Raw genomic sequence first — 24,924 nt, 5'->3', positions numbered from 1 at the left:
GGATGAATGCTCTGTCCGAATCCGATTTGCAGAACCGCATCGACGCGGGACTCTGGCAGCTCAATATGTCTGCTGGCGACTTTGAGCAGGCATGGCAGGCGAGCGACCGCATCCATGCGAGGAACACACCGGATCCACATCGCTTCTGGACGGGGGAGTCTATTGAGGGTAAAGATATCGTTGTCCGATCGCTGCGTGGTCTCGGCGATGCCGTTCAGATGTTTCGCTATGCGCCGCAACTCAGGGCGCAGGCTCGATCCGTGACTTGGCAGGTGCCGCCCAGTCTCGTGGAACTTGCCGGGTGTTTCGAGGGGGTCGAACACGTCGTCACCTGGGAGGAGACGTGCACCTGGGACATGCAGGTTGAGATCACGGAACTGCCTTATCTTTTCCGTACCACAGTGGCGCAGCTGCCGATTGCGACTGGCTATCTCAGCGTGCCATTTGGACTGGTCGACAAGCATAAGCCTCGCATCGGACTGGTCTGGGCGGCGGGCGAGTGGAACCAGAGCCGCTCCATTCCGCTGGCCGCGTTCGACTCCATCCTCAGCACCGTGGACTGCGACTTTGTCAGTCTACAAGGCGGCTCGAATCAGGAGACCGATGATCGGCTCGAGACAATCGGGCCAGGGCTACTCTCTCTGGCGAGTGTCATCGCGGATCTTGACCTTGTCATTACGGTCGATACGCTGGCCGCGCATCTGGCAGGCGCGCTCAACGTTCCTGCGTATATGCTGCTGAAACATGCCGCAGACTGGCGATGGATGATTGGCCGCGATCAAAGTCCCTGGTATCCCTCATTGCGGCTCTTCCGTCAGCCCCAACCCGGCGACTGGATTGCCCCGCTGGAAGCCGTTCGCCACGCCCTAGGTACGCTCAAGCCATGACACCCTGGGATGCCTACGACGCCTATCTGTTTGATATCGATGGAACGCTGCTCAACGCCACGGATGCCGTGCACTACTTCGCCTTCTGCGAGGCGCTCACCATGCTGGCCGGTCGGCCGCTCAATCTTGATGGCGTGACCACGCATGGCAACGTCGACAACGGCATTCTGCGCGATGCGCTGACCCTGGCCAACGTCCCCGAGGCTGAGTGGCGTCCGCGACTGCCTCAGATGCAGCAACGCATGTGTGCCTTCGTCACGCGCGATCAGGCAGATCTTCGCCTGACGGTGTTGCCCCAGGTACCTGAGGTGCTCAATCACCTGCGTGCAAAAGGCGCAATTCTCGGTGTCGCCACCGGCAACCTGGAAGGCATCGGCCGCGTGAAGCTGGCGCATGCCGGCCTGCTCGACCGCTTCCACTTCGGCGGGTACAGCGACGTCTACGAAACCCGTCATGATGTCTTCAAGGCGGCGGTAGAAATGGCACGAGGCCTGACCAGCGCGGGCGCAACCATCTGTGTAGTTGGGGATACTCCTGCTGACGTTCGCGCCGCACACTCGAATGGGCTTGATGTCATCGCCGTCGCTACCGGGATCTTCTCCATGGAGATTCTGCAGGCGGAAGCGCCCACCCGCGCCATCGCAACGCTCGCTGACCTGCTTACGCCGTTGGTGATGTAAGCTGCCTCATGCGCATTCGCTTACGATGCGTTCGAACTCAACGGCGCGGTGGTTCGAGGTGTGAGTCGCAAGGATTCTCTCACGTGCCCGTGCTCCCATGCGCTTTCGCTCCTCGTCGGAGATCCCGGTCAGCATTCGCGCGACATCCTCGTCTGAGGAGGGAAGCAGAATCTCTTCACCGGGCTTGAGGAACTCCTCCAGCCCCGGCCATGAGTCTGAAATTATCGCTACACCACACGCAGACGCCTCAAACAGCCGCACGGAAGGCGAGTATCCGGCTGCGACCATATTGTCACGGGTTAGATTGAGCGTAAACCGTGAGGACGAGTAGAAGGTAGGATGATCCGGCGGCGGGACGTGAACCATGCGTTGCACATTGCCGCTCCACTCCAGAGTGGCCGGGTACTGCGGCCCTGCGACGACGAAGCGCTCCGCAGGCAAGAGCCCGGCTGCCCTGTTCAGAAGATTCATCAGCTTGCTCTGCCGATCCGAAGCATAGGTTCCCAGGTAGCTCAGTGCGCATTGGAACTCTACCTTTACTGCGGTGGGATGATAGATCTCTGGATCGACGGAACAGAAGAAGGCAAGAGCGCGGCGGGCCCCGAAGCTGTTCTCAAGCTCCAGCAGCGCGGGTCCGCTGGTGAAACTCAGGTAAGCCGAGTATGACGGGATCTGCCGCCGCGTCACATAATCCGTGCTGCCACTCTCCCGCAGCTTGCGCAGCGTGATTGGCGTATCGATGTCATAGAAGAGAACCGGACATTTCGCCCGCGCGAACAAAGCCTGAGATGCTGCGATGGCGTCTGGAAAATATGAGCCCACCACTGCCGCGTCTGCGTCCAGACTATGGCGAATGAGACGCGTCTCTTCTATAGCCCAGTCCTCGTATAGCTCAACCGAGCAGAAGGCGGGGCGGGGAAGGTCACGATTGTTCCGGTACCATTCCACGTCCTTCTCAACGAATACGATCTGGTGTCCTCGTCCGGCTAAGGCCTTCAGCAAGGACCGATAGGTCGTCGCATGCCCGTTGCCCCAAGACGAGGTAATCGTCAGCCCGTATACGACAATCTTCATGCCAGGACGCGCTCCCGCAGGCAATGCGTAAACGCTCTCTCCGCCTGCGCCGCACGCTGCGCGTAGGTGTGATTCCGCAGGCCACGTGCATGGAAGGCCGCACCGATCTTCCGCCGGGTCACGCTGTCGTGCTTGGCCAGCGCGCGCACGACATCTTCAGCAGTCTTGACTACAAGGATCTCCGATCCCGGCTCAAAGCAATCATCGATGCCGGGCCAGTCGTCGCAAAGCAGGCAGGTACCGGCACCCGCCACCTCAAAGATCCGCGTGGGCGGGGAGAAGCCGGAGGTCGCCATCGACGCCCGGTTAATGTTCATGACCATTCCGGCCGAGCAGTTCACCCGGTTGTGATCCGCGGTCGGGACGTGTCCGATATAGCGAACGTTCGCGGGCATGTGCTTGTCGCCCCAGCCCTCTCCACCGAGCAGGAAGCTGCTCTCTGGCGAGAGGTCAGCTGCACCCAGAAAGAGTTCCTCCACCCGAGCCTCGCGGTCCGGCAGCCGGTTGCCAAGGAACGCCACGTCGCACTTCAGTGAAGCATCAGGCGGCACCGGGTAATGCGTCTCCGGGTCCAGTCCGTTGTACATGCTGAAGTAGGCTCGAGCGCCCAGTGCAAGGTACTGCTCACGGCACCACGGTCCACCACCATAGGTCAGGACCGCATCGTACTGGGGCATGGAAGTCCTGAACGCATCCCCGGCATCGGCATGCATGCGGGCGATTGTAGCCGGCGCATCGACATCCCAGAAGGTGATTACTGCTCGGTCCTGCAACTCGAGGATGCGACGCTCCAGCGTCTCGTCATCTACCCCGATTCCGCTATGCTTTACGATGACATCGGCATCGGCTGCAAGCTTCAACATGTCATCAAGGTCCACCCCCGGCCGGTACACCAAGGAGCGAACGTAGGAGAAGTCTTCGGAGTCGCGATGCTGCTGCCGTCCGTATGCATCGGGCTCCGCGAACGTGATCTCATGGCCGCGGCGCGAAAGGTATTTGTAACAGCCGCGGTAATAGGTTGCCGCGCCGTTCCAGTAAGACGACACGATACTCGATCCAAATGCAAAGATCTTCACCCGTTCAACTCCTCACAAATTTCCATCAACTGCTGTGCACGGTGTGCACAGGTATGCCGTGCGAGTACCGTCTCAAGTCCGCGCGCACTCTGCGCTTCGGCTATCTCCGGATGCTTCAATAAAGTGCCCATCGCTGAGAGCATCTCGGCTCCACCCTGCACCATTGTGAAATCGCCGGGACGAAAGAGCTCTTCACAATCCTGCCAGGGTGCAGACAACAAAGGGACCCCGCAGGCCAGAGCTTCAAAGACCCGGATCGTCGGGATGCCTGTCATCGCGGAGCTGTATTGTTGCCGCGGAATATGGACCGTCAACCTCGCTGCGGCGTACACCGCAGGCGCATCCAAATTAGGCAGGTAACCACCATAGAAGACTCCTGCATCCGCGCAGGCTTTAAGCCCATCCTGCGGATAGCGTACGCCATAGATCGTGAAGCGTGCCTGTTCCCGCAAAGCGGCTGCAGGCTCCAGATAATACTCGCGGATCTCAGCAGAACGTTCACCGTCGCCCCAGTTGCCGATCCAGACTGCGTCCGTGACCCTCCCCAACGTGGGCACGCGCCGGAACACGGTCGTGTCCGCGGCCTCATGCAAGGTCCAGACTCGTGTCAGGCCGAAACGGTCCCGATAGATCGTGCGCAGGGCCTCGCCAAACGCAAGCACTCCATCAAAGCGAGCCAACCCAAAGCGCTCCATCTGCTCGGGTGTCGAGGAGGCTCGATGATGGGTATCGTGAAAGAGCAGCAGGAATCCAAGCTCATCCCGTAATCTCAATAGAAGCTGCGCCAGCTCAGGCGGGTTCCACTCATGCAGGATTGCCACATGCTGATCTTGCAGCACGGAGCGCCACCAGTCTTCGTCTTCTCCGCGGGCGTAGGTCACCACGTCCAGGTCCGGGTACAACCGTGCGAAGTCCGCAAGCGATCGTTCTCCCAAAGATTCGGTGCGAAGGTTCTCAATCGACCACTCCGTCTCAGGCTCCAGGATCGTCACGTCGTGGCCCATTGCGGCTAAAGCCCTAGTTAATCCTCGCAAGAAGTGTGCATTGCCGTTGTTCCAGTCTGAACGAAGCGTATGCGCCACGTAAGCGATGCGAAGTTTAGTCGGCATAGGCGACTGCTTCCTCGTGCGTACTTTTGACGATGAGCAACTGCTCATATAGCGCGATGTAAGCTTCGACCATGCGATCCGCCGACAACTCTAAGGCGCGCGCCATAGAGCGCATCCGCAACGCCTCAAGCTCTTCTGGTACATCACGCAAGCGCAACATAACGTCACTCAGCCGGTTGCCATCCTTGAAATAGATGGCAGCGTCGCCCCAGACCTCGCGCAGACTTGCAATATCTCTTGCCACCACACCACATCCGCATAGCGCAGCCTCCAGAGGAGCAAGACCGAACGGTTCGTAGATCGAAGTTGCAAGATATACACTGCTCCTTCGCAAATTACGAAGGACCTCATCCTCCTCCAGCTTGCCGAGAAACTTCACTGTCTTTAGCGCGGGTGCACGCTCGTCTTCAAAGTGAGCTTCTCCCACCACCCGCATCGGCATACAGATCTCGAACTCATCTAACACCGCAAGGCCCTTTGCCTCATCCCAAACCCGACCCACCGTTACCGCCTGTAGACGCCGCGGCTCACCTTTGCAGTCTGCCGCCAGGCTCCGCCCGTTGAGGATCACTCGTACCTCTGCTGGAGTGGGGAAGTTGCGGGCCAGTGCGTCGCGCATCCAGTGCGTCGGTGTCGCAATAAGATCCGCTCCTGAGATGCCTGCAGAAACCAGACGTTTATACTGCCGAAGCCAGCCTGAGTCCTCTATTCCATCAGGCCTGCATGCCTCCGCCCAACTCAGTACATCGCTATGCGCCGTCACAACCTTGGGAACTTCGACCGGCAAGGCCCCAAAGCAAAACTGATTTGTATGGATTATCTCTGCCTCAAACTCATCCGCCACGCGAAGCAGCAAGCTCTCGGCATCGAAGTACGCAGCGTGATTCCTTTCCATCCACTCAAGCGGCACACCTAAAGCTTCGTACCGGAACGCCGACCCGTACTGCTCTTCCGTCTCGAGAGCCCAGCACCGCTGTGCGCACGAAGGCATGCGCCCAAAGCTCACGAGCGCTGTAGCATGCCCCTGCGCCAGTAACCCCGCCGTCAACTCCCTGGTAAACGTCCACACCCCGCCGACGGTATCCGTCGTCAGCAGGACACGCATACCATCTCCTCGTCCATTGCTTCCAGCTGTTGCAAGGTCAGCGGTTGTTGATCCTGGATGTCGCTAAAGCCCTTGTCTACGAACAACTGCAGATAGAACTCATGTGCCCGCTCCCACGCGGTCTCATCTGGTTGCGCACCAAAGGTTGTCACATACTCCGGACTTCCTGGAAACGGGAACATTGGCACCGGCTCACTTACCCAGACACCCTTTGATTTTAGGTTCGCCTGCCATGCCGCCACCTGCACCGGATCGTCTTCACGCACTTTGATCAGGTTCGCCTGAACCCACGGTATTCGCTGCCGCGCATAGACCAAGAGCTCCGTGATCCGCTCCGTTGTGATGCGGCAGTTCTTGTTCATGGCATCCCGGCCTTCATCGGTGATGGATTCCACTCCGCACTCAAACGACATACAGTGGGCCCGTGCCAAGAGATCGATCGAAGCCTCATCCCATAGGTCGATCCGGGTTTGGAATCCAATCGCTATGGGCCTTTTTGCGATCTCTTCCAGCAGTTCACGCACCTGCTTGCCCACTCCGAATATCTCGTCGATGAAGTAGATGTACTCCACCCCACGCGCAATCAGGTGGTCGATCTCTGCCACAACGGCGTTCAGTTCACGCTCGCGATACTTGTTACGAAACAGGGTTTTGTTGCAGAACGTGCAGCTATACGGGCATCCGCGCGCGAACTCGACCTCCGCGCCACGACGCAGGTGGTCCGCGCCGTTCCCCGCAAAGATGTGATGCAGATGTGAGTGTTTCTCCACTGGATAGTCTGAATAATCGAGGGTCCCGATCGCACGCATATCGGTTGCGCCTAGTCCGGGTGTCGCGCTTATGCGCCCAGCATCATCGCGCCATACACAACCGGCAATCATCTCCCATGGCATCGATGCCAGTTGCGGCAGCGTCTGATCGGGCTCGCCGCGAAGCACGATGTCCGCGCCCGTTTTACGCAGCGTGGCCAGCGGCGTGACCGATCCATGCGGCCCAATCACAATTTTCTTCGATTCTCGGTCCAATGCGGCTATCCACTGTTGAGGTACACGGAGTTCAGGCTGAGGGCAGCGCCAGAACAGATAAGAGGGAGCGGTGGGAATAACGAGAAAATCTTCGTCAAACGAGTTAAGCCGCTGCCTCACCTGCTGCGGCGTAAGGTCTTCCATCCATGCGTCTACTAGCAACACCTCATGCCCGGCTTGACGCAGCACCTCACGCGCAGAAAGTAGCTCCAGCGGGAAGTGAGCCTCCGCGCAACCGAAGTAGGTCGAGCCTTCGAAGCTCCATTTCGGATTGACTAATGCATACTTCATGCGACCTCCTCCGCTACCAGACTCGAGCCTTCAACCTTGGATGTAACGCTCTCGGCTGCAACGCTGCGCTGCCCAGCGAGCAGCGCACGATTGCCGCTCCAGAAGCCATGAATCGCCTTGAGCGTCTCCACGCAGGAGCGCCTTGCCTGCCAGCCTGTATGCGCTGTTAGCTTGCTCGTGTCGGAGATATATAGCGGCTGATCTCCTGGACGAATGCCGTCGTAGCGCAACAAAGGCCTTATGCCAGTCTCATCGGCAATCGCATCCAGCATCTCGATGATGGAGATTGCCCTTTCCAGTCCGCCGCCCAGATTATAGATCTCGCCTGCAGTGTGTTCCTGCTCCCTGCGCGCGGCCATCATGCCGTCGATCAAATCATGCACATGCAAGATATCCCGCACCTGCAAGCCATCGCCATACACCGTGATCGGACGGCGTTCCAGCACCGAGTACAGGAAGTGCGCCACCCAGCCCTGATCCTCTGTCCCAAACTGCCGTGGCCCCGCGATGCACGACATCCGAAATACCACTGAGGGGAGGTTGTAGATGCGCGCGTAGTCGCGCACATACTGATCTGCAGCGCCCTTGGAGCAGCCATAGGGCGAATGAAAGTCCAGCGCCTCACTCTCTTTGACGCCGCGGAAGCTCTTATCGGACGCAACGTACCGGCTGCCCGAGGCCTGCACCGGCACCCCGTAGAGCGACCCGTAAACCTTGTTGGTGGAGGTAAACAGCAAGAATGGCCGCCTGCCGGACCGGCGAGCCGCCTCCAACACGTGAAATGTTCCCGCTACGTTCACTTCGAAGTCGGCGCGAGGATCGTAGATTGAGGTTGTCACGGCAACTTGTGCAGCCAGGTGATAGATCTCATCGGCATCGTGTGCGGCTTCACAGACCTCGTCGGCATAGCGTACATCTCCTTGCACAAACTCCAGCCGGTCGCTTGTATTAAGGCCCTGTAGCCAAGCTAGGTTATGCTCCACGCCCGGCCTGGAAAGATTGTCAAAGACGCGCACGCGAACGCCCGGCTCCCGCAGCAGCCGCTCCGTAAGGTTCGACCCAATGAACCCAGCGCCCCCGGTAATCAGGATTATGCGCTGCTTCCGATCCTTCATCTCTCCATGTCCTTTCTGCTCCAGCTTCTGACGCTCTCGCATTAGGCGGTCAACCCGTAGGTGCTCAGCTCCTGCAGCATGGTTTCCGCCTTATCGTCTGCCTCCTGATGCGCAAGCCACGCCGCCAATTCGCGGAAGCCCTCATCATGCGTGACCTGCGGCTCGTAGCCTAGGAGACGACGTGCCTTGGTCAGGTCTGCGAAGCAATGCCGTATGTCGCCTGACCGGTACTTCTGCGTGATCACCGGCACAAGGTCCGCTTTGCCCAGCGCCGCTGCCAGAATCTCCGCCACTCTGCGGATCTTGATGGGCTTGCCGCAACCGATGTTGATGACCTCGCCGTCGGATTCGGGCCGCTCCATCGCCAGCATATTTGCACGCACGATGTCATGCACGCTGACGAAGTCGCGTTGCTGTTCCCCATCCTCAAACACCAGCGGAGCCTGGTTATTGATCAGCCGGGCCGCAAAGATGGCAGCCACTCCCGTATAGGGATTGGAGAGCGCTTGACGCGTTCCATAGATGTTGAAGAAGCGTAACGCAGTTACAGGAACACCATAGGTGCGCCCGTAGATCAAGCACAACTCCTCCTGGTCCCGCTTGGAAAGCGCATAGATGGAGTTGATCTCAGAAGGCTTGGTCTCATCTGTGGGTTCGGGCTGAAGCACGCCGCCGCACGCGTCGCAATGAAGCTCCCACTTACCGGCCTTCAACTGGGATGCGGGACGTACTGGCGGAAAGGCCGGCTTCCTGCAATCACCGCACATGTATCGGCCTTCCCCGTAGATCGACATGGAAGAAGCCACAATCAGCTTCTGGATCGGGGTCTTTGTGTCCAAAATCGCCTGCAGAAGTTCCGCAGTGCCCTGCGTGTTGACGCTCATGTAGCGGCTGATCTCGTACATGGATTGTCCTACGCCTACGGTCGCGGCAAAGTGAAAGACCACATGCACGCTCTTCAACACTTCTCGCAGAAGGTTAGGGTCACGCACATCGCCCACGATCAATTCGACCCCTGGCGAGAGATAAGAAGGTGGCCCGTCGTGATGAACCTGGGGCGTCAGGTCATCGAGAATGCGGACGCGGTGCCCCGCTGCGAGAAGCCCATCTGCAAGGTGGGAGCCCACGAAGCCCGCGCCGCCAGTGATAAGAACCTGCTTCGACCGCTTAGCATCAATATGAGAGGTTGGGTTCATAGCGCGAATTCCTTGTCCTGTACTTCGTTCTCGGCAAGCAACTGTTGTTGAGAGGAAGGCGCGTAACGTGCGACGGCCCACGCTGCAAAGTTGGCGAACTGCTGGTTATCCTTCGGTGGGCTTGTGTGGTGTTCTTCGAGACCCAGATGAGCCGGCGTGAAACAAAGCGTCAGCGCAACGCGGAACGGTTCAAGGGCTTTCATCTGCCGGTCAAACCACTGCGTGGCATCAGGACGATAGGAATCCGCCCAACTCAGGCCTGTGCGCAGATACTGCACCCCGTGCTCACCCATCCACTGCACGGCGCCGTCCAGCCTAGGATCTTCAAAGTGGAACCACTGGCAGAAGCCTACGCTGCCGTCGGTGGGGAAGTGTTCCACGGACTTCTTCGGTTTGCCGTCTGAGCGAATCAGACCCAAGTAGTAGTGGCGATAGTAGGAAGAGCCTTCAGCCTCTTTGTGCCGGGTCTCTGCTGGCCAGCTTGGCGGCAGGTCGAAGAGGCTATACCAGTGGACGCGCTCGACGCGGTCTTTCAATAAAGCGAGCGTCCGTTGCACGCCGAACTCCTGCACCTCCTCGGCCCCAAAGCTTGAGACTCCGACCTCCGTCACCCAGATCGGCAGGCCGGTCACTTCATGCGCCTCAGCGATGCGGTCGGGCCATTCGTCGATCTGCCAGTGATTCCAGTCAAGAGGAAATCCATGCACACCGATGGCGTCGACATGCTCCAACACGCCATGCTTGACCATCAGGCGAAGGAAGTCGCAGTCGCAGGAGGACACTCCGCCCAGAACGATAGTGAGCTCCGGATTCGCGTTGCGAATGGCAGCCGAAGCTATCTTGACCATCTCCGCAAAGCGCGCCCAGTCAGGATCCAGTTTGAAGTTCCAGTGAGACAGATTGTTCGGCTCATTCCAAAGCACGATAGCTTCTACCATTAGGCAATCACCCTCTACCACCGCGTCACTGTCTCTGACGGGCTCACAACCTCAAAATTGTCTTGGGCATTGGGCTAACTAGGGGAGCGACCGTATCGGCTCGTCCTACCGAATTCCACTCGTAGATGAGCCCTTGGAATCCAAGTAGATGCTTAAGGTTGCCTTGCACCAACATCGAATGAAATGAAACACTCAGCCACGTTGCGCCTGGGGCATGAAGATCGACTTAGCGGTTTTTTAACTTGAGCGAACAAGAGAATTTCAACGAGATGCCAGAAACCGACGATCTTCCGCCTGTCGATGAAACCTCACCGGATTACAAAGCTGGTTTCCAGGCAGGCAAGGATCTCCTGCCCTGCGATGAATCGAAGTCCGCTCTGTGGCAACGGGGCTGGGCTGACGCAGAGGAGTAGCGCCAATGCACACCGGGAGTTTTGTGGACACACAGGATGTCGCTGAAGACTACAAGGCGTTTCTCGCTCACACCGCGAAGCGGATCAAAGAGCTTCGCCGCGCGCGCGGGTTAAAACTCCGAGACATGGTCGTCGTTCACGGATATCACGATTCCAACTTGATACGCATGGAACGTGAAGGAGTCGGGAGCGTGCAGGGATTGCTCCGCATCGCAAAGGCTTTTGGAGTGCCCATCACCACGCTCACTGCTGGCGTTGGAGATCACTTCGCAGAACCGTAACCTGCTTCAGGTTCTCTGCCCAAGAGGAGGTCTCGACTGAGATTCTGGTCGCCGATGGAGACATAGGGCAGATACTTTGATCAATCCTCGATGCAGTTGCAACAGGCGCGTCGGTGCTGCCAGTATGCATGCGCCTCAGGGGCGAACGTCTCATCGTCGGGCGGCCACTTTGAGAATTCGGGATGCAGGTCGCGGTACGCTGTCCAGATCTGCATGCCTTCCGAACAAGGAAAGAACGGCTCGATCCCAACAGGGAAGTCTTCATTATGTGGAAGGTCGCGGCAGTACTCCTCGGGAATCTCGTCCAGTAGATGGGCTCCTTCGGCATCGCGATACGTGACCATGCCCATCATTTTATAACTTCAAGATTCAGGACCTAAATTTCGGCAATTACAAACGCTCGGATTGCGCATCAAGGTTGATGCATCGACGGATGCATCTCACCAATCTATGTCAGTTCGAAAGCTTGCACTAGTTTGCTCCCTGCTCCCCTTGGTTACGTCGCCAATGATTGCAAATGCGGAACCTGTTCCTGTTCGCTACGTCGAAGGCTCCGTTCACGGCTATCTTGCCCTGCGTTCCCTGGACGGCAAACTGATCGCCGCTGGCGACCTGACGCAATCTGTACATAACGGCTTGCTGACTGCACGCTTGATCTACCGCTTCAAAGACGGGTCGATTGATGACGACACGGCTGTCTTCACTCAAAATGGCTACTTTCGTCTGGTGAGCGATCATCGTGTGCAGAAAGGCCCTGCCTTCCCGAAGCCGACAGACATGATGATCAGGGTGAAAACCGGCGAAGTCACCGTCCGCTACACGGACAAGGGTGAGGAGAAGGTAGAAACCACCCACATGGACTTGCCCGATGACCTCTCGAACGGAATCCTCCTCGATGTAGTGAAGAACATCTCTGCAGAGGCGGAGGAAACCCGTATCTCCTATGTCGCCGCTACGCCCAAGCCAAGACTCGTTCACCTCCTGGTTCGTTCCGATGGGATGGAGAAGTTTCGAAGTGCTGGTCGCATCAACCGTGCTCATCGCTTCAAGATCCACGTGGACCTGGGAGGCGTGACCGGTTTCATCGCTCCCATCCTTGGCAAGGAACCTGTAGACAGCCTTGCATGGGTCAGCGCGGAGGATGTGCCAGCCTTCATACGATCAGAGAGCCCATTGAGTTTAGAGGGACCCCTCTTCCGCACTGAGCTGATAAGCCCGGTCTGGGGCAACTCCTCACAGGAGACATCACCGCAACGTTCCAAGTCGAAGTAGCTGTTGCATGCCGCGTGCCGCTTCTTCTAGCTCTGCCGCTTCGTAAATAGCCGTGGCAGGGCCATGAGAAAACTGAACAGGATCGCGGGCAGAGCGGTCAGGTCGTGAGTGATGCTGGTTTCATCGATACCGCCGAGCATCGCGCCTTGCCGCATCGCATACCAACTAAAGGCCGATGCAAGTGCCGCAAGGACGAACGAAGAGATGAGGCCGCCTCCAAGATGGGGCGTACCTGCTAGACGGTGTATCGCAAACTGCACCAAAAGCATCGTTCCAGGCAAACCCGCCCAGACGACAAGTGCTGTAGCCCAGAGGGGCTCTGCCTTCCGCAGCTGCTGCGAGATAGCACCGATCAATCCGCCAGCAACCACAGCGAAGATAGCTTCAACTAACATCGCTTTGGTGGCGACCCAGCTTCCGGATCGCAGGTTTGTCACAAAGAACGTAGCTGCTCGGAGAGTGGCGCTGCAAGCCGCAGCTTTCCAACTCCAGGGCGGGACAAGTGTCGACACAGGGTGACTAACGATTTGCCAAAGAGCTTGAGCGAGGTTCTCTGGCGGTCCAGGTGATTTGCGGGGCATACGTAGGTGCTTTGATGCTCGACTGAACAAGCACCCTCAACGGGCCGGTCGAGGGGCACGTCAAAGAACAAGCAGCGCCTACTTATGACCCTTCTAAACCTAGAGCTCGCCATGAGACCCTTTGACGTTGAGCGGCTTGAGGCATAGCATCTATGTTATTCATTACAAACAGCTTAATTCTGATAGTAACCGTTAGGTATAGTCGACCTTGTAGCGGCTCGTTAGAGTGTCATGGTCTGGCAGATTGAGAGATCGAGCACTTCGAGGGTTTTGCCGCCCATAACGCTAGAAGTCACTTCACTGTAGTTTCGTGATCCTTCTGTCACCTACACGACCGTCAGCGTCTGTACGGTCTGATAACGTACGCGCCATTGAGGTAACGATGGCCGCAGATTTTGACATTTGCTCCGGGTTCTTTTCTGAAGCGCAGAAGAGACTTTTCAGTGGCTTCCCTCTCGCCACCATGTCCAGTCATGCCTGCGCGAAGTGCGGCAGACTCATATATCCCGAGCGTCTTGGGACGGATTGGGTGCCATCTATGCACAGTGCTAACTTCAATCAGCCTTGTGGCCCGATGTCTACGACACGTTCCCGCACCAATTAGGATCGGCTAAGTACTCGGCGATTGAGAGTTTAACGACTTAGGTAAACCTGTTGTGGGGTCAGCTTTAGAGTGCGTCGCAATGAGGTGACATGGCTGGCAACAACGAACGAATCGATGTAATCGCTGCAGATGTAATGGAGGGCGGCGGTCTCTTGATCCATTTTTCGAATGAAACAGCTACACTTTTCCAAGCACAATTTCTCTTCGATGCGCGGGATCAAGACGGCAACGTGCCGATTGTCGAAGAAGGGGATGAAGTTTCGGGAGTGCTAAACGATTGAGAGCAAATTATGCAAGACGCTGAAGCAGGAAAGGTCGTCAATGTCCTGGTTTATGGTCGTGACCATCGCTTACTCGAAACCCGTCGTTGGGTTCTGGAGCAAGCGGGGATGAAGGTCATTACAGCGACGGAAGGTTCTCATGTAGAACAAACTTTGGCTACCCAGTCCATTGATATCTTCATTCTGTGCCACACGCTGTCTCCTGAAGAAAGCGACGCTGCTCTCCTGATCGCAAGCGTTCTAAGACCCGAGATGAAGAATCTTGTCCTCACGGCTAACACTCCCCTCGGCTCTCTTGGTTCCCACGAGCAAATTGTCAGTGCTTTTGAGGGGCCGCGAGGGCTTCTTGCGGTCGTGGAACGGCTCCTCACGGCAGATCCGTCTGAGCGTTCGATCGAGGACTAGTCCCTCGCTTTTGTCGCATACATGACAAAGACGCCATCTTCTGTATTCTACAAGTGTTCCGGAGAGCGCAATTTGCATAACCGACTTGGGCGCGATAGGGATGAATAGCTTGTGAAGACCGCTATGTTGGAAGCATGGAAGCAGGAACACGCCCGCTTTGAAATAAGGGCCCGGCACCTCCGAGATGATCTGTATACCCTGAACGCTCAAAAACAACTCTTTACTCGAGCAGACGACATCAACAATGCAGATCGGATCTCCGCACTCATTGAGAGCAAAGAACTTGAAGTGACTGCCCTTGAAACGCTGGCGCGTAATGCCAAGCAGAAGGTCGAGAATATATCGTGAGCGAAGAGAGTATCCGCTGAAGCTTCTAAACCCTGGCCCACAATAATCAATCCTATGAAAACTCCATTTTCTCCCCATCTTCTTGCAGCGGAGAGACTGAATGGCGGCGTTATCATCACGTTCGACGATGGAAAGTGCGCAGTTTATTCGGCCTCTCTTCTGTACGCCACGTTAGATCAGGCTATTGTTGTTGAAGACGAAGACTCAAGCGGCCACCCTCGGGTGGCTGCTTTACCTTATGCGATGACTCCTCCACTTATCTGTCATCCAACCCCAACTTTCGAGTTGGCCTCAAAGATGCTGAGGTGACAGAAAATGGCTGAAGGTTACTCGCTTGTGAAAACGGTTGTACAAGTTCTCAATGACGGAGGAAAAGGTTTTACCGACCTAGGAGAGAAGCTGAAGAATCCTGAGTCGAAGGCATTTTTTTTACATGAAGCCACGCACCGCGGCGCCTTTGCCAAGGAACTTGAAGCGGAACTGGCCCTCGCTGCGGGCGATACGAAAGATATTGCCGGAACAGTGGGCGGAGCAATTCACCGTACCTGGGGCGATTTGAAGGCGAGTCTTGGCGGTTCAGACCACACGCTGCTTGAAACAGCAGAACAGGGTGAGGACGCTGCGAAGAAGGCCTATAAAGAGGCGTTAGAAGCTACGGACTTGCCATCTACAAAGATTCGCCAGCTGCTTGTGACGCAGCAAGCTCACATCCAGGCCTCTCACGATAAGGTGAAGGCATTGCGCGACAGTACAGCAAGCTAAGTATTCCGAATCGTCTACGGGCCACGACTAAGGTCGTGGCCCGATAAGCATCCTTCGTGAGTTCACGATTTCCGAAGACGGCTAAGCAGGAAGAGATATCTTAAAGACCGTGCCGCTCTTGCCGGGCCGAACACTACTTCTCATGCGAATGCTCCCATGATGCCGCTCAACGATCTTCCTTGAGAGGGCAAGTCCAAGCCCGGTTCCCCGCTCTTCTTTGGTTGTAAAGAACGGTTCGAAGATGGCTTGATGATGCTGTGCAGGGATGCCCGAACCATTATCTGCAATCACAAGATCAATTTCATGACCGCGCTTGCGGGTGCGTAGGCGGAGAATACCGGTTGCGGGTAGCGCGTCCAGTGCGTTGCAGATGAGATTGGAAACGACCTGAAGCATTTCGCCGGGGTAGACGCTCACTGTCAGGTCTTCAGGAAGATCCTTGATGAGATGGATCTTGCGAGAGTCGATGGTCCGTTGGTGAATACGCAATCCAGTCTCTGCGAGGAGAGCGAGGCGCGTAGGCTTCGGCATTGGGGTTGATCGTGCAAAGCCCAGAGTGTAGCTCGCGATGTCTCGAAGAATTACCATCTGTTCCGTTGCCAATTGCATGTACTCGTGAACCTTGATCGGATCGTCAGCCTCTTTGTCCGCGAGGTAGGTCAGGTGTCCTAAAGCTTCGAGAGGATTTTTGATTTCATGCATGACCTCGAGAGCAAGCTGGCCCGTCGTTGCTCTCTCCTCCGCTTTCCTGAGAGCTTCCACCGCAATTGCCAGCTTCTCCTGCACATCCGATATGGTCGGCTCACCCATCAAAACTCTCCAGGTTGACGGCTCTGGAAAGAACACCGTTGACGGTGCCATGGATCGGAGATGCTCTCCGCAAACCAGTGTCCTTGAGTCGGATGCCAATTTGCTTCTGAATGTCGTTTACGGCATAAGGAACAAACCCCCTCGAGACCTCTAAGAGGCTCTGGAGAGGACTTCCTCTACGGAGGAGATGAGCGTCTTGGCGTCGACAAACGGGCTGATAATCTTTGCACCCTCGCCCGCCGTGTCCACAGGATCATCCGTCAGGATGAGAATTTGCTTGTTCGGCTGCAGGGCGTGGAACCTCGTCAACGCCACCCTAACTTCTTCCGGGTACAACGTATGGCACAGAACCATCAAATCAACGGGCCGTTGACCAAGGACTTCTTCCAGCCCTGAAAGATCGGATGCGACTTCTGTTTCAAGCCCGGTAGTCTCCAGCACCCACGCACGGGTTTGAAGGAGGGTAGGTTCGCAGCCATAGATCAAGATTAGAGACATAGCTAGACGGTCTTACTATCAAACTACTCAGAATCCACAGTTGTCTCAGTACGCTGCATGACATACCTCCGGAGTGTCCGGTTCTAGCGGAGTCTCCTTGAGCCGCTGAACGAAAGAAGCAAGTTTATTCATCAATCTCCTCCCTCACGTCAACTTTTAGATTTTGCGTTTCTATTTTTTAGGTATTCGCTATGCGGTACCGGGGATGCCGGTAGGGGGATTTCTCTTCGATCTGCAGAATTTCGTTATAGCCTGCTCTCTCATCGTCGTAGACAAACGCCAGCCCCAGGCTATCGAATTTCAGGAAGAATTCTTCCCAAGTCAGCATTTTGACGTCGACACGATCCCTGGCCTGCTCCCCAAGCATCATGCGCAGCTCTGCCGGCTCATGATCGAGCACATGAGGCAAGAGTTCCGTGGGTACTACCTTCCAAGACTCAGCCCAGATACGAATTTCGTTGTGATTGGTCGTCGGGCCTGATATCGACATCCTTGTCCTCCATACGATTGTGCCCACTTGCATTTCGAGAAGTTCGATGCACAATACACGCGTTCCGATCCTTCTTCAACTCGTCTTCACCATCGAGGAAAGAGGAGTCTAATAGGGCCAGAAACAAGGAGATACCCCAACGATCGACAACCGCAGCCAAGGAGTAAATCGATGCAGATTCTGGTCAATAGTGACAAGCACATCGTGGTTCACCGCAAACTGTCGCATTTCGTGGACATAGAGATCAACCGCATTCTCAACCGGTTCAATCCGCATCTCACTCGCGTGGAGGCTCACCTCAGCGATGAACACGCCTTCAAAGCGGGGCCACGAACGAAGCGGTGTCTGCTCGAAGCGCGACCCAAAGAACACCAGTCGCTCACCGTCACAGCGGACTCTCCTGATTTGCTAATTGCCGTGACCGGAGCTGCTCACAAGATGCAGCGTCTCCTCGATTCAACCTTTGGGCGGATTGAAGAGAAACGTTCTGTTCTGGCAGTGGAGTAGTTCTCAGGAGATTCGGTGGATGGCTCCCATCCATCCGCCATTCTTTTTGTAGTAAAAGCTTGATTACGCGTAAAGCCTGCGAGCCGCACCAAGTCGTAGAAGTGCGAGTTGATCATCCGCAAGATCGATCTCCTCGCAACATGCCGGTGTTTGCGACGGACCGAGCGCAATGTGGACAAGGAGCTTCAATGCGGCTTCCACGTCAGCGGAAAAACGGGCATGGCTGGCAAGTCGCAAGAAGACTTCTTCGTCTTCATAGATGGCGATGACATGATCTGAGCTTCGACCGGAGCTCGCGGTGATTCTAAGAAGACCGTCGCTCGTTTTGCTGAAAGCCAATTTATAAAGCATCGTGATGATCGTACCGTTGGCAGGAACACTTGGGATCGTTAAGCTCTGTCCACGATCTGAGGGCTGACTCTGTTTTATACGCAGTGGACACAACTCGCGTATCGCTTCTTCCCAGCTCTGCCAGTACCATCCACGCAGTGCCTTCACGTCGTTGAGAGCAGGTACGAATGAGGTCGTACGAGGTTTGGTCGTCTTCGTCTCCAGAGACAAGTACTTCCCGTCGTCCGCAGGCTGATGGTTGCGGATGGGTTTGTGAGTGTTTCGTGAATTCGAGACGATATTAGCGGAGAACCCTCTGGACCTGCCTACGCTGCAAGGGGCTCTTCAGGTATCGGTGAAGGACTCAGGATGCCTTCTTTGAAGCGAACGACGTTATCGGCCTGGGGCCCTTCGCGCCGTCGATAATGTCGAACTCCACGCGATCGCCTTCTTTGAGGGATTTGTAGCCTTCAATCTGGATGGAGCTGTAATGGACGAAGACATCGGGACCATCATCACGCCCCAGGAAGCCAAACCCCTTTGCGTTGTTAAACCACTTTACGGAGCCTGTGTACTGTGCCATGGGAGCATCCTCTCGATGTGCGTTCAAAGGTTTCTTCTGTCGACTACTCCAACGTAATCCTCCATTCACCATTGCTTTGTAGTCCAACGGACATAGAAAGCGTAGTATTTTGAGTACTGTCCTCCCGTCTGAAGCTCACGCAGGAAAGAGGTTGAGCGCTCTCATCCGTTCAGAACGCGAGACCAACGAGCATGACGACGTTCAAGAACTCTCTGCTGCAGCGGTTCGATGCTGAGATCATCGGTCGCCTGAATCTCCACACAGTAGACCTTCCAGTAGGTCGCGAGATCGAATATCCAGGCAATCACATCGACAATCTCTTCTTCCTTGAGGAAGGCATCGCCTCGATGACGGCGACCTTTCGCGATGGCATACAGGTCGAGATCGCTCTTGCGGGATTCGAAGCAGTCCTCGGGGCATCATCCATGATGGGAACAAGACGTAGCCTTAATCGGGTCTATATGCAGGTTGGCGGTCACGGCTTCAGTTGTCCGATCGATGCAGCTACGATGGAGTTTAAACGCGGAGAGAAGTTTCAGGACCTTACACTTCGTTACCTGCAGGCTCAGTTCATTCAGTCGTCGCAGACTGCAGGCTGTAATGCGAGACATACCATCGAGCAGCGACTCGCGCGATGGCTTCTCCTCTGTGCCGATCGCAATGGCGGACGCATCCTTCCCCTTTCCCATGAGTTTCTGGCCGATATGCTGGGGAGCTCTCGGTCTACGGTGACCACCGTAGCCATCCATTTCCAGCAGCAACATCTTATTTCGTATTCGCGCGGGAAGATCACCCTGATCGACCTGCCAGGACTCGAGAAGCTCTCCTGCGAGTGCTACGCAGTAGTACGCGACCATTTGAGCAACTACGCGGACTCCTATGAAGGCTTTGGCAAGAGTTGATCTTAGGTATGGCGGACACGGATGGAAGCCTGTATGTCTCTTGGCACACACAATAACATCGACTCGCGATGTATAAGGCTAAGTACAGGTTGCTTCCGGAATAAAGAAAAAAGAGCTTGTTCTTTATGCTGCGGTAAGACCGCTTGATGCGGTCGCTGTGAACGAGGGCCCCATGTCGAAGCAACTTCCCTATGTAGTAGTCGTCGATGACGAGTGGGTCATAGCTGAGACTCTCGCGGCCATCCTGAACAAGAGCGGTTTCTCTGCCGCTGCGTTCACAGATCCTCTCAAAGCTCTCGAGAGTGCTGGCATCAAGCCGCCAACACTGCTTATCTCGGATGTCATGATGCCTCAGCTCTCTGGAGTAGAACTCGCGATCCAGATGAAGGCACTGTGCCCCGACTGTAAGGTGTTGCTCTTCTCCGGGCAGGCGCAGACAGCCGATCTACTGAGGTCCGCTCGCAACGAGGGGCACGACTTTGATTTACTTGCCAAACCTGTACACCCAAGTGATTTACTTCGTAAGATTAGAGAACAGGATTCCACCTGAGATCTGGAAGCCTTAGTTCCCTCTCACACCTCTGAGTGAGGGCACAATTCTGATGGGGTGGAGGCGCGAAGAGCTATGAGTGTTTCATTGAAAATACCTCCAAAGAGCCAGCGAAGACATCATGGCAGCGAATTCTTGTTTGTGTCGGTCCCTTGTGTCGGCTTTAATTGCCACTCCCTTTCGCGCCGTCTTCGGTTGCGGCCTCACTGACCGGAATGCTATGTGTGCTAGGCACCCAAGCGGTTCCCTGTCTTTCCGGATACACCAGCTTCCCGCATACGTCGCAAGCCTTGGGGGCCATGGTAGAGATCGGGAAACTGCTGAAGAGTAGCGTCTGGGACGCGGTGAATGTGCCTGGACAAATTTCGTGTTTGGACGCCATCAGTGGCCTCGTTAGGTTCGTCTCAGGCAATGCTAAATACGGCACGCGACAATCCACGTAGGCTGAGAGACATAGAGCGAGCAAATGGGTCGGCCCACAGCGTTTCCTGTTCTCTCGCTGCAGTCGCCATCACGGCCATTTCATCTTTCTCACTCATGCAGGCGGAACATGAGCCATTTATTTGAAGCAAGCAGGCCGCGGGTTCACCAGAAGCTATGCGTACGACAGCAGACCGACAGAGCCCGAGGAAATCGGTACGGTAAATCTCATGGAAACCCCATCAGCGCCCCGCATCGTGTCTGCAGAGCGTCTGAATGGCGGCGTTATCATCGCGTTCGAAGATGGCAAGTGCGCAGTCTATTCAGCAGCTCTCCTGTACGCCACCTTCAGCCACGCTGAGCATGTGATCACCGAACCTGAGTGAGACTAATGGACGATCCGGATGAATACGCGATTACCTCGACGAGTCGTCGGCAGGTAAGATCCGTACAAATCGCTCCCTAACTACGTTGCTCCAAATAAGTGGAGATCAGCGTAACTACTATTTAGAACAATCGTAACCGACACAACTCGCATATCAAAATGGAAGTCTCACTTGTATGTTCTGTAAAACGAGCAGGTGTGGTTCCGTTATCACCACTTTGCGAGAGTTGCAGGCACCTCTCCCTTATGCACGATTCAGACTCGTTATTGCGGCTCGCTTGCGGTCTACTCGCGAATTCGGATGCCTCCGATTCCTGGAATTCCTATACGGTGTCTGCGTGCATCGACGGTCTCATACTGACACTCTCAGCATCGGACCTATGTGTAGTCGCTTTACGATGTACCGATCTTCAGGAGTTAGCCGCGTTTGAGGAGCAACTTCTGACGCACTGGAATCTCCTCGTGATGCATCGGGCTGGGTGTCTTAGCTGTGGTGGTTCGAAGTACCTTGAGCGGAAGAAGCGTGTCAACTAAACGACAATCGTGAACACTCCGACACTGCAGTTAGATTCGGCACAGCGTAGCGTGTTCCTTTGCCCCACTATTCCGGGCGCTCCGCAGGAGAGCTCTAGGCGTTCCAGGAATGTGCACTTCGAGACATTGGTGCTATCCCGGCTAACACTGAGCGGTGCCTTAAGAGAATCGAGTAACTATCTGGCAAGGCTATCAATGATAAGAACGGCACGTTGAACGCGACGGCAAGAACAAACCAGGTATGTATGATGGACGACATTACTAATGGATACACGAGAGTAACTTAGCTTCATGAGCGCAATGCTTTCGTACTGGGGAATCAAATACAGAACGTGCGGCATGAAAGTAGCTTTTGGAACTTTCGAGCCAATCCACACAAGCCTTCTTCATGTTTCGCTTGTGACGGGAGTTTATCGCTGCAACGCAAGACACCGGCATGTTTACTACTTAGAGGATGAGAGCCACTTCACATTAGCTGAATCGATCAGCGAAGACACAATGGAAGGTAATCGTTGTTTGTATCGATCTCTCGCATCGGCCCTGATTGCGGATTCCTTTCCGCGCAGATCTGTAGTGGACCAGCGGAGCAGGCATTCTTCGCCGGAAATTGTGGCATAAGGTGTTGAGTCAACCTGTCTGCGCCATCCAAGATGAATCAGTAAACATACTTTGTAAGTTCAAAACTTGGCGGTGCCTATGGCTCCGATAGCGATCATCAAGGATCTCGACCAGTCACACCGATTACTCGAATTGGTTGTGGTTCATGCAAACGACGCCATCCTGATTACAGAGTCAGAACCCCTGGACTCTCCCGGTCCGCGTATCGTGTAAGCCAATCCGGCGTTCACGAGGATGACCGGCCGCTCGGCCATCGGTCGGCCGAAACGACGGAACGCTATCTCGGTTCACGCCAGCGCCTCGCCTCGGCCGTCAAGGACAAGATTGGCCTGGAACCAGATTTGGGAGGGCCATAGGCGAGATTGCCGAAACCACCGACTTTACGGCAGCGTCGCTAAAGCTGCTGCCACTCGGAGCAAACATGTGCTGCATGGTGTCTAAACCGCTATGAGGCTTCTTGTGCTTTCTTTGGTGCTCGCCGCAGTCATTGCGGCCGCTCATGGCCAGAAACGGCCCCAGACTCAGCTTCCCTGTCCATATTCTGGTGTCACGCTGCGGGATGGTTCAGGTGAGATTGTTCGCTACACATCGAAGGAGATGAAGGCCAGAGCCGTGGCAAAGCGTGACATAGATGACAGCCTGAAGCAGGTGGATTTTCGTGAGACGACGATGGTAGAGCTGCTGGTCGGCTCCGATGGTTCAGTCATCTGTGCAAAGACCATGAACGGACTACCTGGGTTCAGCTTGAGGATCGAGCAGGCTCTTAAAGCTTGGAGATTCCGCCCAGTGACCTCGGATGGGCACCCGGCAAGCTATGTGGGGCATGTCCAGTTTTGGCTCTGCAATGAGGCCTGCGGGACAGCAGGTAACTCCATGACGCTCCTCAACTGACCCGAACGAAACTGAGTTCGCGAGAAACGGCATTGGCGGAAACAACGTTCGGCAGGTCGCAAAACGTCGTGATTGCCGAAAACACCGACTTTGGAGGAGTGTCGATTCAACGGGGTGGCCACTCCCATTTGGCTTGTCGAAGATAGTGGCCCCTTCCAGAGTTGTCTCGCCGAAAGACTTTACCAGCTGTAAACGGCGGCAGCCTTGCAGTTGCTGCAAGGCTTCGATAAGAGACTGTGCGTGTGAAACAACGATAATCTGACTTCGCTCGGAAGCCGAGGCGATGAGTCTTGCCAATGCAGGTAAGAGATCCGGATGAAGACTTGTCTCCGGCTCATTCAGCACCATCAACTCGGCTGGGCGTGGCGTCAGCAGGGCAGCCGACCAGAGAAGGAATCGCAAAGTTCCGTCGGATAGTTCCGCCGCTGAGAGCGGACGCAGCAAGCCATGCTGTCGCAGCAGGACTTCAAAGCGGCCAGTCTGCACCTCGATGTGGATTCTGCTTCCAGGGAACGCATCGTCGATCGTTCGATGAAGAGCCTCCTCATCGCCCACCTCCAGGATGGTTTGAAGCGCAGCCGGAAGATCGGTTCCGTCGTTTTTCAACACCGGCGTGAACGTCCCGATCTGCGGAGTGCGAACCGGGGAAGACATATCCGTTCGAAAGCCGTCGTAAAAACGCCAGCCCCGGATCACCTCCCTCACCTCCAGCATCTCAGGGGCGCGCTGCGGATCGGCGATGCTGGCCAGCATACTATCCGCGGCATTGAGAGCCTTTGTCAAACAAACTGGCTCTTCATCCCGGCGCGATGGGAGTGTGACAAGGTTGTTCCTGCGTTCGACAAGAGCCGACGCACGCCGGTACACCTTGCCGTGCCAGATACACTCCCGTTTGATCGCAGGATCCAGAGAAAACGCTGTTGCTGGCGGGGGCGGATAACCAAGTTCGATGCTGTATCCGTAAGTGGAGCCGCCGAAACCCAGCTTAAGACATGCCGGTCTGCCGCCAACTGTTCCTTCTACCCGATACTCTCCCTGTCGGACAGCGCGCGCGATCGTCTCAGGTCCCGCCCATAAAGTGGAAGCGAGTCCGCCTTCTTTGGCAAGGGAGGATACGACGGAGTTCAATGCGGCATCGCCCAGCAGACGCAAGGCACGATACAAGCTCGACTTTCCACTGCCGTTGGCGCCCGTCACGATGTTGAGACGATCGAGCGGCAGCAGCAGATCACGAAGTGAGCGGTAACCGGAGATGGCAAGCGTTGAGATCACAAAGTTAGGATAATGGCCAGTTCGTGCAAAACGGCGTTTTCGCCAATAACGACCTAAGTTGCCGAAAACACCGACTTGTAGGGGATTGCGTGTGGACGCCCCTCCTGCACGTCTGGATAGAATGAATAACCATGACTTTCCTTCGCACGGCGACCCGGCGCATCATGAGTGATGGCAAGTCAAAGAGTTCGCTGTGGCCACTGGTGTCTTTTCTGCTCATTTGTGCGGTCTTCTTTGGCTATCGGTCGACGGTCGAAGGGGGTTCCGCGAGCAGACAACAAACCAGCGTAGGAACTATCTCACTGTGTGAAGAGCGCGGGCGCGGACACGAAAATTATTGCCACTACACGTTTTTGGTTGGCGCTGAGCAATACGAAAATGTCAATACAGGCAGCCGGGGACTCAGATTCGGTCAGATCGTTACGGTTTACTACGACGGAGAAGACCCCCGCGTCAACGCACTACAAGCCTTTTCAAAGCAAAGGCGCGGAAACCAACGGACGGCTTACATCCTCCTCGTTGTACTCGCCGCGGTTCTCGCATTTGTTCTTTGGGACAGAGCTCCCCACCAGATCGATTCAACCAAGCAGACTCCATGAAAACGGCGTTTGCGGCAATAACGACTCGTTGCCGGAAACACCGACTTTGCGGAAATGTCACGAGTCCGCACGACGCGGAACAATCAAACACT

Annotated in this window: 30 protein-coding genes; 14 read left to right on the top strand and 16 right to left on the bottom strand. The window is 55.7% G+C overall.

From position 1 onward, the window contains the following. The first annotated feature begins 2 nt into the window (after window positions 1-2). The gene (locus OHL20_RS23010) at window positions 3-887 is read left to right on the top strand and encodes a glycosyltransferase family protein (protein ID WP_263385650.1); all 885 of its coding nucleotides are present in this window, start codon (window positions 3-5) and stop codon (window positions 885-887) included. After that, entirely contained in the window at window positions 884-1,567 is a 684-nt protein-coding gene (locus tag OHL20_RS23005; protein ID WP_263385649.1) for an HAD family hydrolase, read from the top strand. Before OHL20_RS23010 ends, OHL20_RS23005 begins: the two co-directional genes overlap by 4 nt. Window positions 1,568-1,573: 6 nt before the next feature. Here the strand turns inward: OHL20_RS23005 and OHL20_RS23000 are convergent, their stop codons facing one another. Genes OHL20_RS23000 through OHL20_RS22965 form a run of 8 tightly spaced genes read right to left on the bottom strand, consistent with a single transcriptional unit; the run spans window position 1,574 to window position 10,496 of the window. Beyond that, window positions 1,574-2,641: a CgeB family protein gene (locus OHL20_RS23000; RefSeq protein ID WP_263385648.1), complete on the bottom strand. Its 1,068-nt coding sequence runs from the start codon at window positions 2,639-2,641 to the stop codon at window positions 1,574-1,576. Continuing rightward, complete coding sequence (locus tag OHL20_RS22995) at window positions 2,638-3,717, bottom strand: CgeB family protein (protein ID WP_263385647.1); 1,080 nt, start codon at window positions 3,715-3,717, stop codon at window positions 2,638-2,640. The genes OHL20_RS23000 and OHL20_RS22995 overlap by 4 nt, the downstream gene beginning before the upstream one ends. Next, window positions 3,714-4,826, bottom strand: coding sequence for a CgeB family protein (locus OHL20_RS22990; protein WP_263385646.1), 1,113 nt, complete (start codon window positions 4,824-4,826; stop codon window positions 3,714-3,716). Before OHL20_RS22990 ends, OHL20_RS22995 begins: the two co-directional genes overlap by 4 nt. Then, complete coding sequence (locus tag OHL20_RS22985) at window positions 4,816-5,931, bottom strand: glycosyltransferase family 4 protein (RefSeq protein ID WP_263385645.1); 1,116 nt, start codon at window positions 5,929-5,931, stop codon at window positions 4,816-4,818. Before OHL20_RS22985 ends, OHL20_RS22990 begins: the two co-directional genes overlap by 11 nt. Then, window positions 5,916-7,247 carry a TIGR04295 family B12-binding domain-containing radical SAM protein gene (locus OHL20_RS22980; RefSeq protein ID WP_263385644.1) on the bottom strand — a complete coding sequence of 444 codons (1,332 nt, stop codon included), beginning with the start codon at window positions 7,245-7,247 and terminating at the stop codon, window positions 5,916-5,918. Before OHL20_RS22980 ends, OHL20_RS22985 begins: the two co-directional genes overlap by 16 nt. Further along, on the bottom strand, window positions 7,244-8,362 hold the full coding sequence (locus tag OHL20_RS22975) for a GDP-mannose 4,6-dehydratase (RefSeq protein ID WP_263385643.1): 1,119 nt from the start codon (window positions 8,360-8,362) through the stop codon (window positions 7,244-7,246). Before OHL20_RS22975 ends, OHL20_RS22980 begins: the two co-directional genes overlap by 4 nt. A 41-nt stretch (window positions 8,363-8,403) precedes the next feature. Next, window positions 8,404-9,558, bottom strand: coding sequence for an NAD-dependent epimerase/dehydratase family protein (locus OHL20_RS22970; protein WP_263385642.1), 1,155 nt, complete (start codon window positions 9,556-9,558; stop codon window positions 8,404-8,406). Further along, window positions 9,555-10,496 carry a glycosyl hydrolase gene (locus OHL20_RS22965; protein ID WP_263385641.1) on the bottom strand — a complete coding sequence of 314 codons (942 nt, stop codon included), beginning with the start codon at window positions 10,494-10,496 and terminating at the stop codon, window positions 9,555-9,557. The genes OHL20_RS22970 and OHL20_RS22965 overlap by 4 nt, the downstream gene beginning before the upstream one ends. Before the next feature lie 269 nt (window positions 10,497-10,765). On the opposite strand from OHL20_RS22965, the gene OHL20_RS22960 reads away from it, so the two are divergent. Together OHL20_RS22960 and OHL20_RS22955 are read left to right on the top strand one after the other, a co-directional pair. Beyond that, window positions 10,766-10,909, top strand: coding sequence for a hypothetical protein (locus tag OHL20_RS22960; RefSeq protein ID WP_263385640.1), 144 nt, complete (start codon window positions 10,766-10,768; stop codon window positions 10,907-10,909). Between the two features lie 5 nt (window positions 10,910-10,914). After that, window positions 10,915-11,190, top strand: coding sequence for a helix-turn-helix domain-containing protein (locus OHL20_RS22955; RefSeq protein WP_263385639.1), 276 nt, complete (start codon window positions 10,915-10,917; stop codon window positions 11,188-11,190). 80 nt (window positions 11,191-11,270) lie between these two features. Here OHL20_RS22955 and OHL20_RS22950 read toward each other — a convergent pair whose 3' ends face one another. Next, the gene (locus OHL20_RS22950; RefSeq protein WP_263385638.1) at window positions 11,271-11,543 is read right to left on the bottom strand and encodes a hypothetical protein; all 273 of its coding nucleotides are present in this window, start codon (window positions 11,541-11,543) and stop codon (window positions 11,271-11,273) included. A 154-nt stretch (window positions 11,544-11,697) separates the two neighbouring features. Here OHL20_RS22950 and OHL20_RS22945 point away from each other — a divergent pair, with 154 nt between their 5' ends. Continuing rightward, complete coding sequence (locus OHL20_RS22945) at window positions 11,698-12,462, top strand: hypothetical protein (protein ID WP_263385637.1); 765 nt, start codon at window positions 11,698-11,700, stop codon at window positions 12,460-12,462. Between the two features lie 26 nt (window positions 12,463-12,488). On the opposite strand, the gene OHL20_RS22940 is transcribed toward OHL20_RS22945, so the two are convergent. Further along, on the bottom strand, window positions 12,489-12,899 hold the full coding sequence (locus tag OHL20_RS22940) for a hypothetical protein (protein WP_263385636.1): 411 nt from the start codon (window positions 12,897-12,899) through the stop codon (window positions 12,489-12,491). 837 nt (window positions 12,900-13,736) lie between these two features. Between OHL20_RS22940 and OHL20_RS22935 the strand changes: the two genes are divergently transcribed. The 4 genes from OHL20_RS22935 (at window position 13,737) to OHL20_RS22920 (ending at window position 15,443) form a co-directional block, all read left to right on the top strand. After that, window positions 13,737-13,928, top strand: coding sequence for a hypothetical protein (locus OHL20_RS22935; RefSeq protein WP_263385635.1), 192 nt, complete (start codon window positions 13,737-13,739; stop codon window positions 13,926-13,928). A 9-nt stretch (window positions 13,929-13,937) separates the two neighbouring features. Next, window positions 13,938-14,333, top strand: a complete 396-nt coding sequence (locus OHL20_RS22930) for a hypothetical protein (protein WP_263385634.1) — start codon at window positions 13,938-13,940, stop codon at window positions 14,331-14,333. Window positions 14,334-14,456: 123 nt separating this feature from the next. Beyond that, window positions 14,457-14,681, top strand: a complete 225-nt coding sequence (locus OHL20_RS22925; protein WP_263385633.1) for a hypothetical protein — start codon at window positions 14,457-14,459, stop codon at window positions 14,679-14,681. A gap of 315 nt (window positions 14,682-14,996) precedes the next feature. Next, window positions 14,997-15,443 (top strand): PA2169 family four-helix-bundle protein, encoded by a 447-nt coding sequence (locus OHL20_RS22920; protein WP_263385632.1) that lies wholly within the window; start codon window positions 14,997-14,999, stop codon window positions 15,441-15,443. A gap of 81 nt (window positions 15,444-15,524) precedes the next feature. On the opposite strand, the gene OHL20_RS22915 is transcribed toward OHL20_RS22920, so the two are convergent. From OHL20_RS22915 to OHL20_RS22905, 3 genes are all read right to left on the bottom strand, one after another. Beyond that, complete coding sequence (locus OHL20_RS22915; protein ID WP_263385631.1) at window positions 15,525-16,253, bottom strand: sensor histidine kinase; 729 nt, start codon at window positions 16,251-16,253, stop codon at window positions 15,525-15,527. Between the two features lie 150 nt (window positions 16,254-16,403). Then, a complete protein-coding gene (locus OHL20_RS22910) occupies window positions 16,404-16,751 on the bottom strand; it encodes a DNA-binding transcriptional response regulator (RefSeq protein WP_263385630.1) in 348 nt (115 codons plus the stop codon). Between the two features lie 178 nt (window positions 16,752-16,929). Next, on the bottom strand, window positions 16,930-17,241 hold the full coding sequence (locus OHL20_RS22905) for a hypothetical protein (protein WP_263385629.1): 312 nt from the start codon (window positions 17,239-17,241) through the stop codon (window positions 16,930-16,932). 171 nt (window positions 17,242-17,412) lie between these two features. Between OHL20_RS22905 and OHL20_RS22900 the strand changes: the two genes are divergently transcribed. After that, window positions 17,413-17,748, top strand: coding sequence for an HPF/RaiA family ribosome-associated protein (locus OHL20_RS22900; protein ID WP_263385628.1), 336 nt, complete (start codon window positions 17,413-17,415; stop codon window positions 17,746-17,748). A gap of 63 nt (window positions 17,749-17,811) precedes the next feature. Here OHL20_RS22900 and OHL20_RS22895 read toward each other — a convergent pair whose 3' ends face one another. Continuing rightward, window positions 17,812-18,099 carry a hypothetical protein gene (locus tag OHL20_RS22895; protein ID WP_263385627.1) on the bottom strand — a complete coding sequence of 96 codons (288 nt, stop codon included), beginning with the start codon at window positions 18,097-18,099 and terminating at the stop codon, window positions 17,812-17,814. Window positions 18,100-18,442: 343 nt separating this feature from the next. Next, a complete protein-coding gene (locus tag OHL20_RS22890; protein ID WP_263385626.1) occupies window positions 18,443-18,661 on the bottom strand; it encodes a cold shock domain-containing protein in 219 nt (72 codons plus the stop codon). A gap of 191 nt (window positions 18,662-18,852) precedes the next feature. On the opposite strand from OHL20_RS22890, the gene OHL20_RS22885 reads away from it, so the two are divergent. The 3 genes from OHL20_RS22885 (at window position 18,853) to OHL20_RS22875 (ending at window position 20,919) form a co-directional block, all read left to right on the top strand. Next, entirely contained in the window at window positions 18,853-19,563 is a 711-nt protein-coding gene (locus OHL20_RS22885; protein ID WP_263385625.1) for a Crp/Fnr family transcriptional regulator, read from the top strand. 172 nt (window positions 19,564-19,735) lie between these two features. Next, window positions 19,736-20,113: a response regulator gene (locus OHL20_RS22880; RefSeq protein ID WP_263385624.1), complete on the top strand. Its 378-nt coding sequence runs from the start codon at window positions 19,736-19,738 to the stop codon at window positions 20,111-20,113. 650 nt (window positions 20,114-20,763) lie between these two features. Beyond that, complete coding sequence (locus tag OHL20_RS22875; protein WP_263385623.1) at window positions 20,764-20,919, top strand: hypothetical protein; 156 nt, start codon at window positions 20,764-20,766, stop codon at window positions 20,917-20,919. 1,880 nt (window positions 20,920-22,799) lie between these two features. Here OHL20_RS22875 and OHL20_RS22870 read toward each other — a convergent pair. Next, a complete protein-coding gene (locus OHL20_RS22870) occupies window positions 22,800-24,233 on the bottom strand; it encodes an AAA family ATPase (RefSeq protein WP_263385622.1) in 1,434 nt (477 codons plus the stop codon). A 131-nt stretch (window positions 24,234-24,364) separates the two neighbouring features. Between OHL20_RS22870 and OHL20_RS22865 the strand changes: the two genes are divergently transcribed. Further along, the gene (locus tag OHL20_RS22865) at window positions 24,365-24,832 is read left to right on the top strand and encodes a DUF3592 domain-containing protein (protein ID WP_263385621.1); all 468 of its coding nucleotides are present in this window, start codon (window positions 24,365-24,367) and stop codon (window positions 24,830-24,832) included. Window positions 24,833-24,924 lie beyond the last annotated feature (92 nt).

Origin of the sequence: Granulicella arctica (genome assembly GCF_025685605.1) — a bacterium.
Taxonomy (GTDB): domain Bacteria; phylum Acidobacteriota; class Terriglobia; order Terriglobales; family Acidobacteriaceae; genus Edaphobacter; species Edaphobacter arcticus.
This window is presented reverse-complemented; position numbering and strand designations above follow the sequence as displayed.

Coding starts and splice junctions, on each gene's coding strand:
- OHL20_RS23010 (WP_263385650.1), top strand. CDS start 3: ATGAATGCTCTGTCCGAATCCGATTTGCAGAACCGCATCGACGCGGGA.
- OHL20_RS23005 (WP_263385649.1), top strand. CDS start 884: ATGACACCCTGGGATGCCTACGACGCCTATCTGTTTGATATCGATGGA.
- OHL20_RS23000 (WP_263385648.1), bottom strand. CDS start 2,641: ATGAAGATTGTCGTATACGGGCTGACGATTACCTCGTCTTGGGGCAAC.
- OHL20_RS22990 (WP_263385646.1), bottom strand. CDS start 4,826: ATGCCGACTAAACTTCGCATCGCTTACGTGGCGCATACGCTTCGTTCA.
- OHL20_RS22985 (WP_263385645.1), bottom strand. CDS start 5,931: ATGCGTGTCCTGCTGACGACGGATACCGTCGGCGGGGTGTGGACGTTT.
- OHL20_RS22980 (WP_263385644.1), bottom strand. CDS start 7,247: ATGAAGTATGCATTAGTCAATCCGAAATGGAGCTTCGAAGGCTCGACC.
- OHL20_RS22975 (WP_263385643.1), bottom strand. CDS start 8,362: ATGAAGGATCGGAAGCAGCGCATAATCCTGATTACCGGGGGCGCTGGG.
- OHL20_RS22970 (WP_263385642.1), bottom strand. CDS start 9,558: ATGAACCCAACCTCTCATATTGATGCTAAGCGGTCGAAGCAGGTTCTT.
- OHL20_RS22965 (WP_263385641.1), bottom strand. CDS start 10,496: ATGGTAGAAGCTATCGTGCTTTGGAATGAGCCGAACAATCTGTCTCAC.
- OHL20_RS22960 (WP_263385640.1), top strand. CDS start 10,766: ATGCCAGAAACCGACGATCTTCCGCCTGTCGATGAAACCTCACCGGAT.
- OHL20_RS22955 (WP_263385639.1), top strand. CDS start 10,915: ATGCACACCGGGAGTTTTGTGGACACACAGGATGTCGCTGAAGACTAC.
- OHL20_RS22950 (WP_263385638.1), bottom strand. CDS start 11,543: ATGATGGGCATGGTCACGTATCGCGATGCCGAAGGAGCCCATCTACTG.
- OHL20_RS22945 (WP_263385637.1), top strand. CDS start 11,698: ATGATTGCAAATGCGGAACCTGTTCCTGTTCGCTACGTCGAAGGCTCC.
- OHL20_RS22935 (WP_263385635.1), top strand. CDS start 13,737: ATGGCTGGCAACAACGAACGAATCGATGTAATCGCTGCAGATGTAATG.
- OHL20_RS22930 (WP_263385634.1), top strand. CDS start 13,938: ATGCAAGACGCTGAAGCAGGAAAGGTCGTCAATGTCCTGGTTTATGGT.
- OHL20_RS22925 (WP_263385633.1), top strand. CDS start 14,457: ATGTTGGAAGCATGGAAGCAGGAACACGCCCGCTTTGAAATAAGGGCC.
- OHL20_RS22920 (WP_263385632.1), top strand. CDS start 14,997: ATGGCTGAAGGTTACTCGCTTGTGAAAACGGTTGTACAAGTTCTCAAT.
- OHL20_RS22915 (WP_263385631.1), bottom strand. CDS start 16,253: ATGGGTGAGCCGACCATATCGGATGTGCAGGAGAAGCTGGCAATTGCG.
- OHL20_RS22910 (WP_263385630.1), bottom strand. CDS start 16,751: ATGTCTCTAATCTTGATCTATGGCTGCGAACCTACCCTCCTTCAAACC.
- OHL20_RS22905 (WP_263385629.1), bottom strand. CDS start 17,241: ATGTCGATATCAGGCCCGACGACCAATCACAACGAAATTCGTATCTGG.
- OHL20_RS22900 (WP_263385628.1), top strand. CDS start 17,413: ATGCAGATTCTGGTCAATAGTGACAAGCACATCGTGGTTCACCGCAAA.
- OHL20_RS22895 (WP_263385627.1), bottom strand. CDS start 18,099: ATGCTTTATAAATTGGCTTTCAGCAAAACGAGCGACGGTCTTCTTAGA.
- OHL20_RS22890 (WP_263385626.1), bottom strand. CDS start 18,661: ATGGCACAGTACACAGGCTCCGTAAAGTGGTTTAACAACGCAAAGGGG.
- OHL20_RS22885 (WP_263385625.1), top strand. CDS start 18,853: ATGACGACGTTCAAGAACTCTCTGCTGCAGCGGTTCGATGCTGAGATC.
- OHL20_RS22880 (WP_263385624.1), top strand. CDS start 19,736: ATGTCGAAGCAACTTCCCTATGTAGTAGTCGTCGATGACGAGTGGGTC.
- OHL20_RS22875 (WP_263385623.1), top strand. CDS start 20,764: ATGGAAACCCCATCAGCGCCCCGCATCGTGTCTGCAGAGCGTCTGAAT.
- OHL20_RS22865 (WP_263385621.1), top strand. CDS start 24,365: ATGACTTTCCTTCGCACGGCGACCCGGCGCATCATGAGTGATGGCAAG.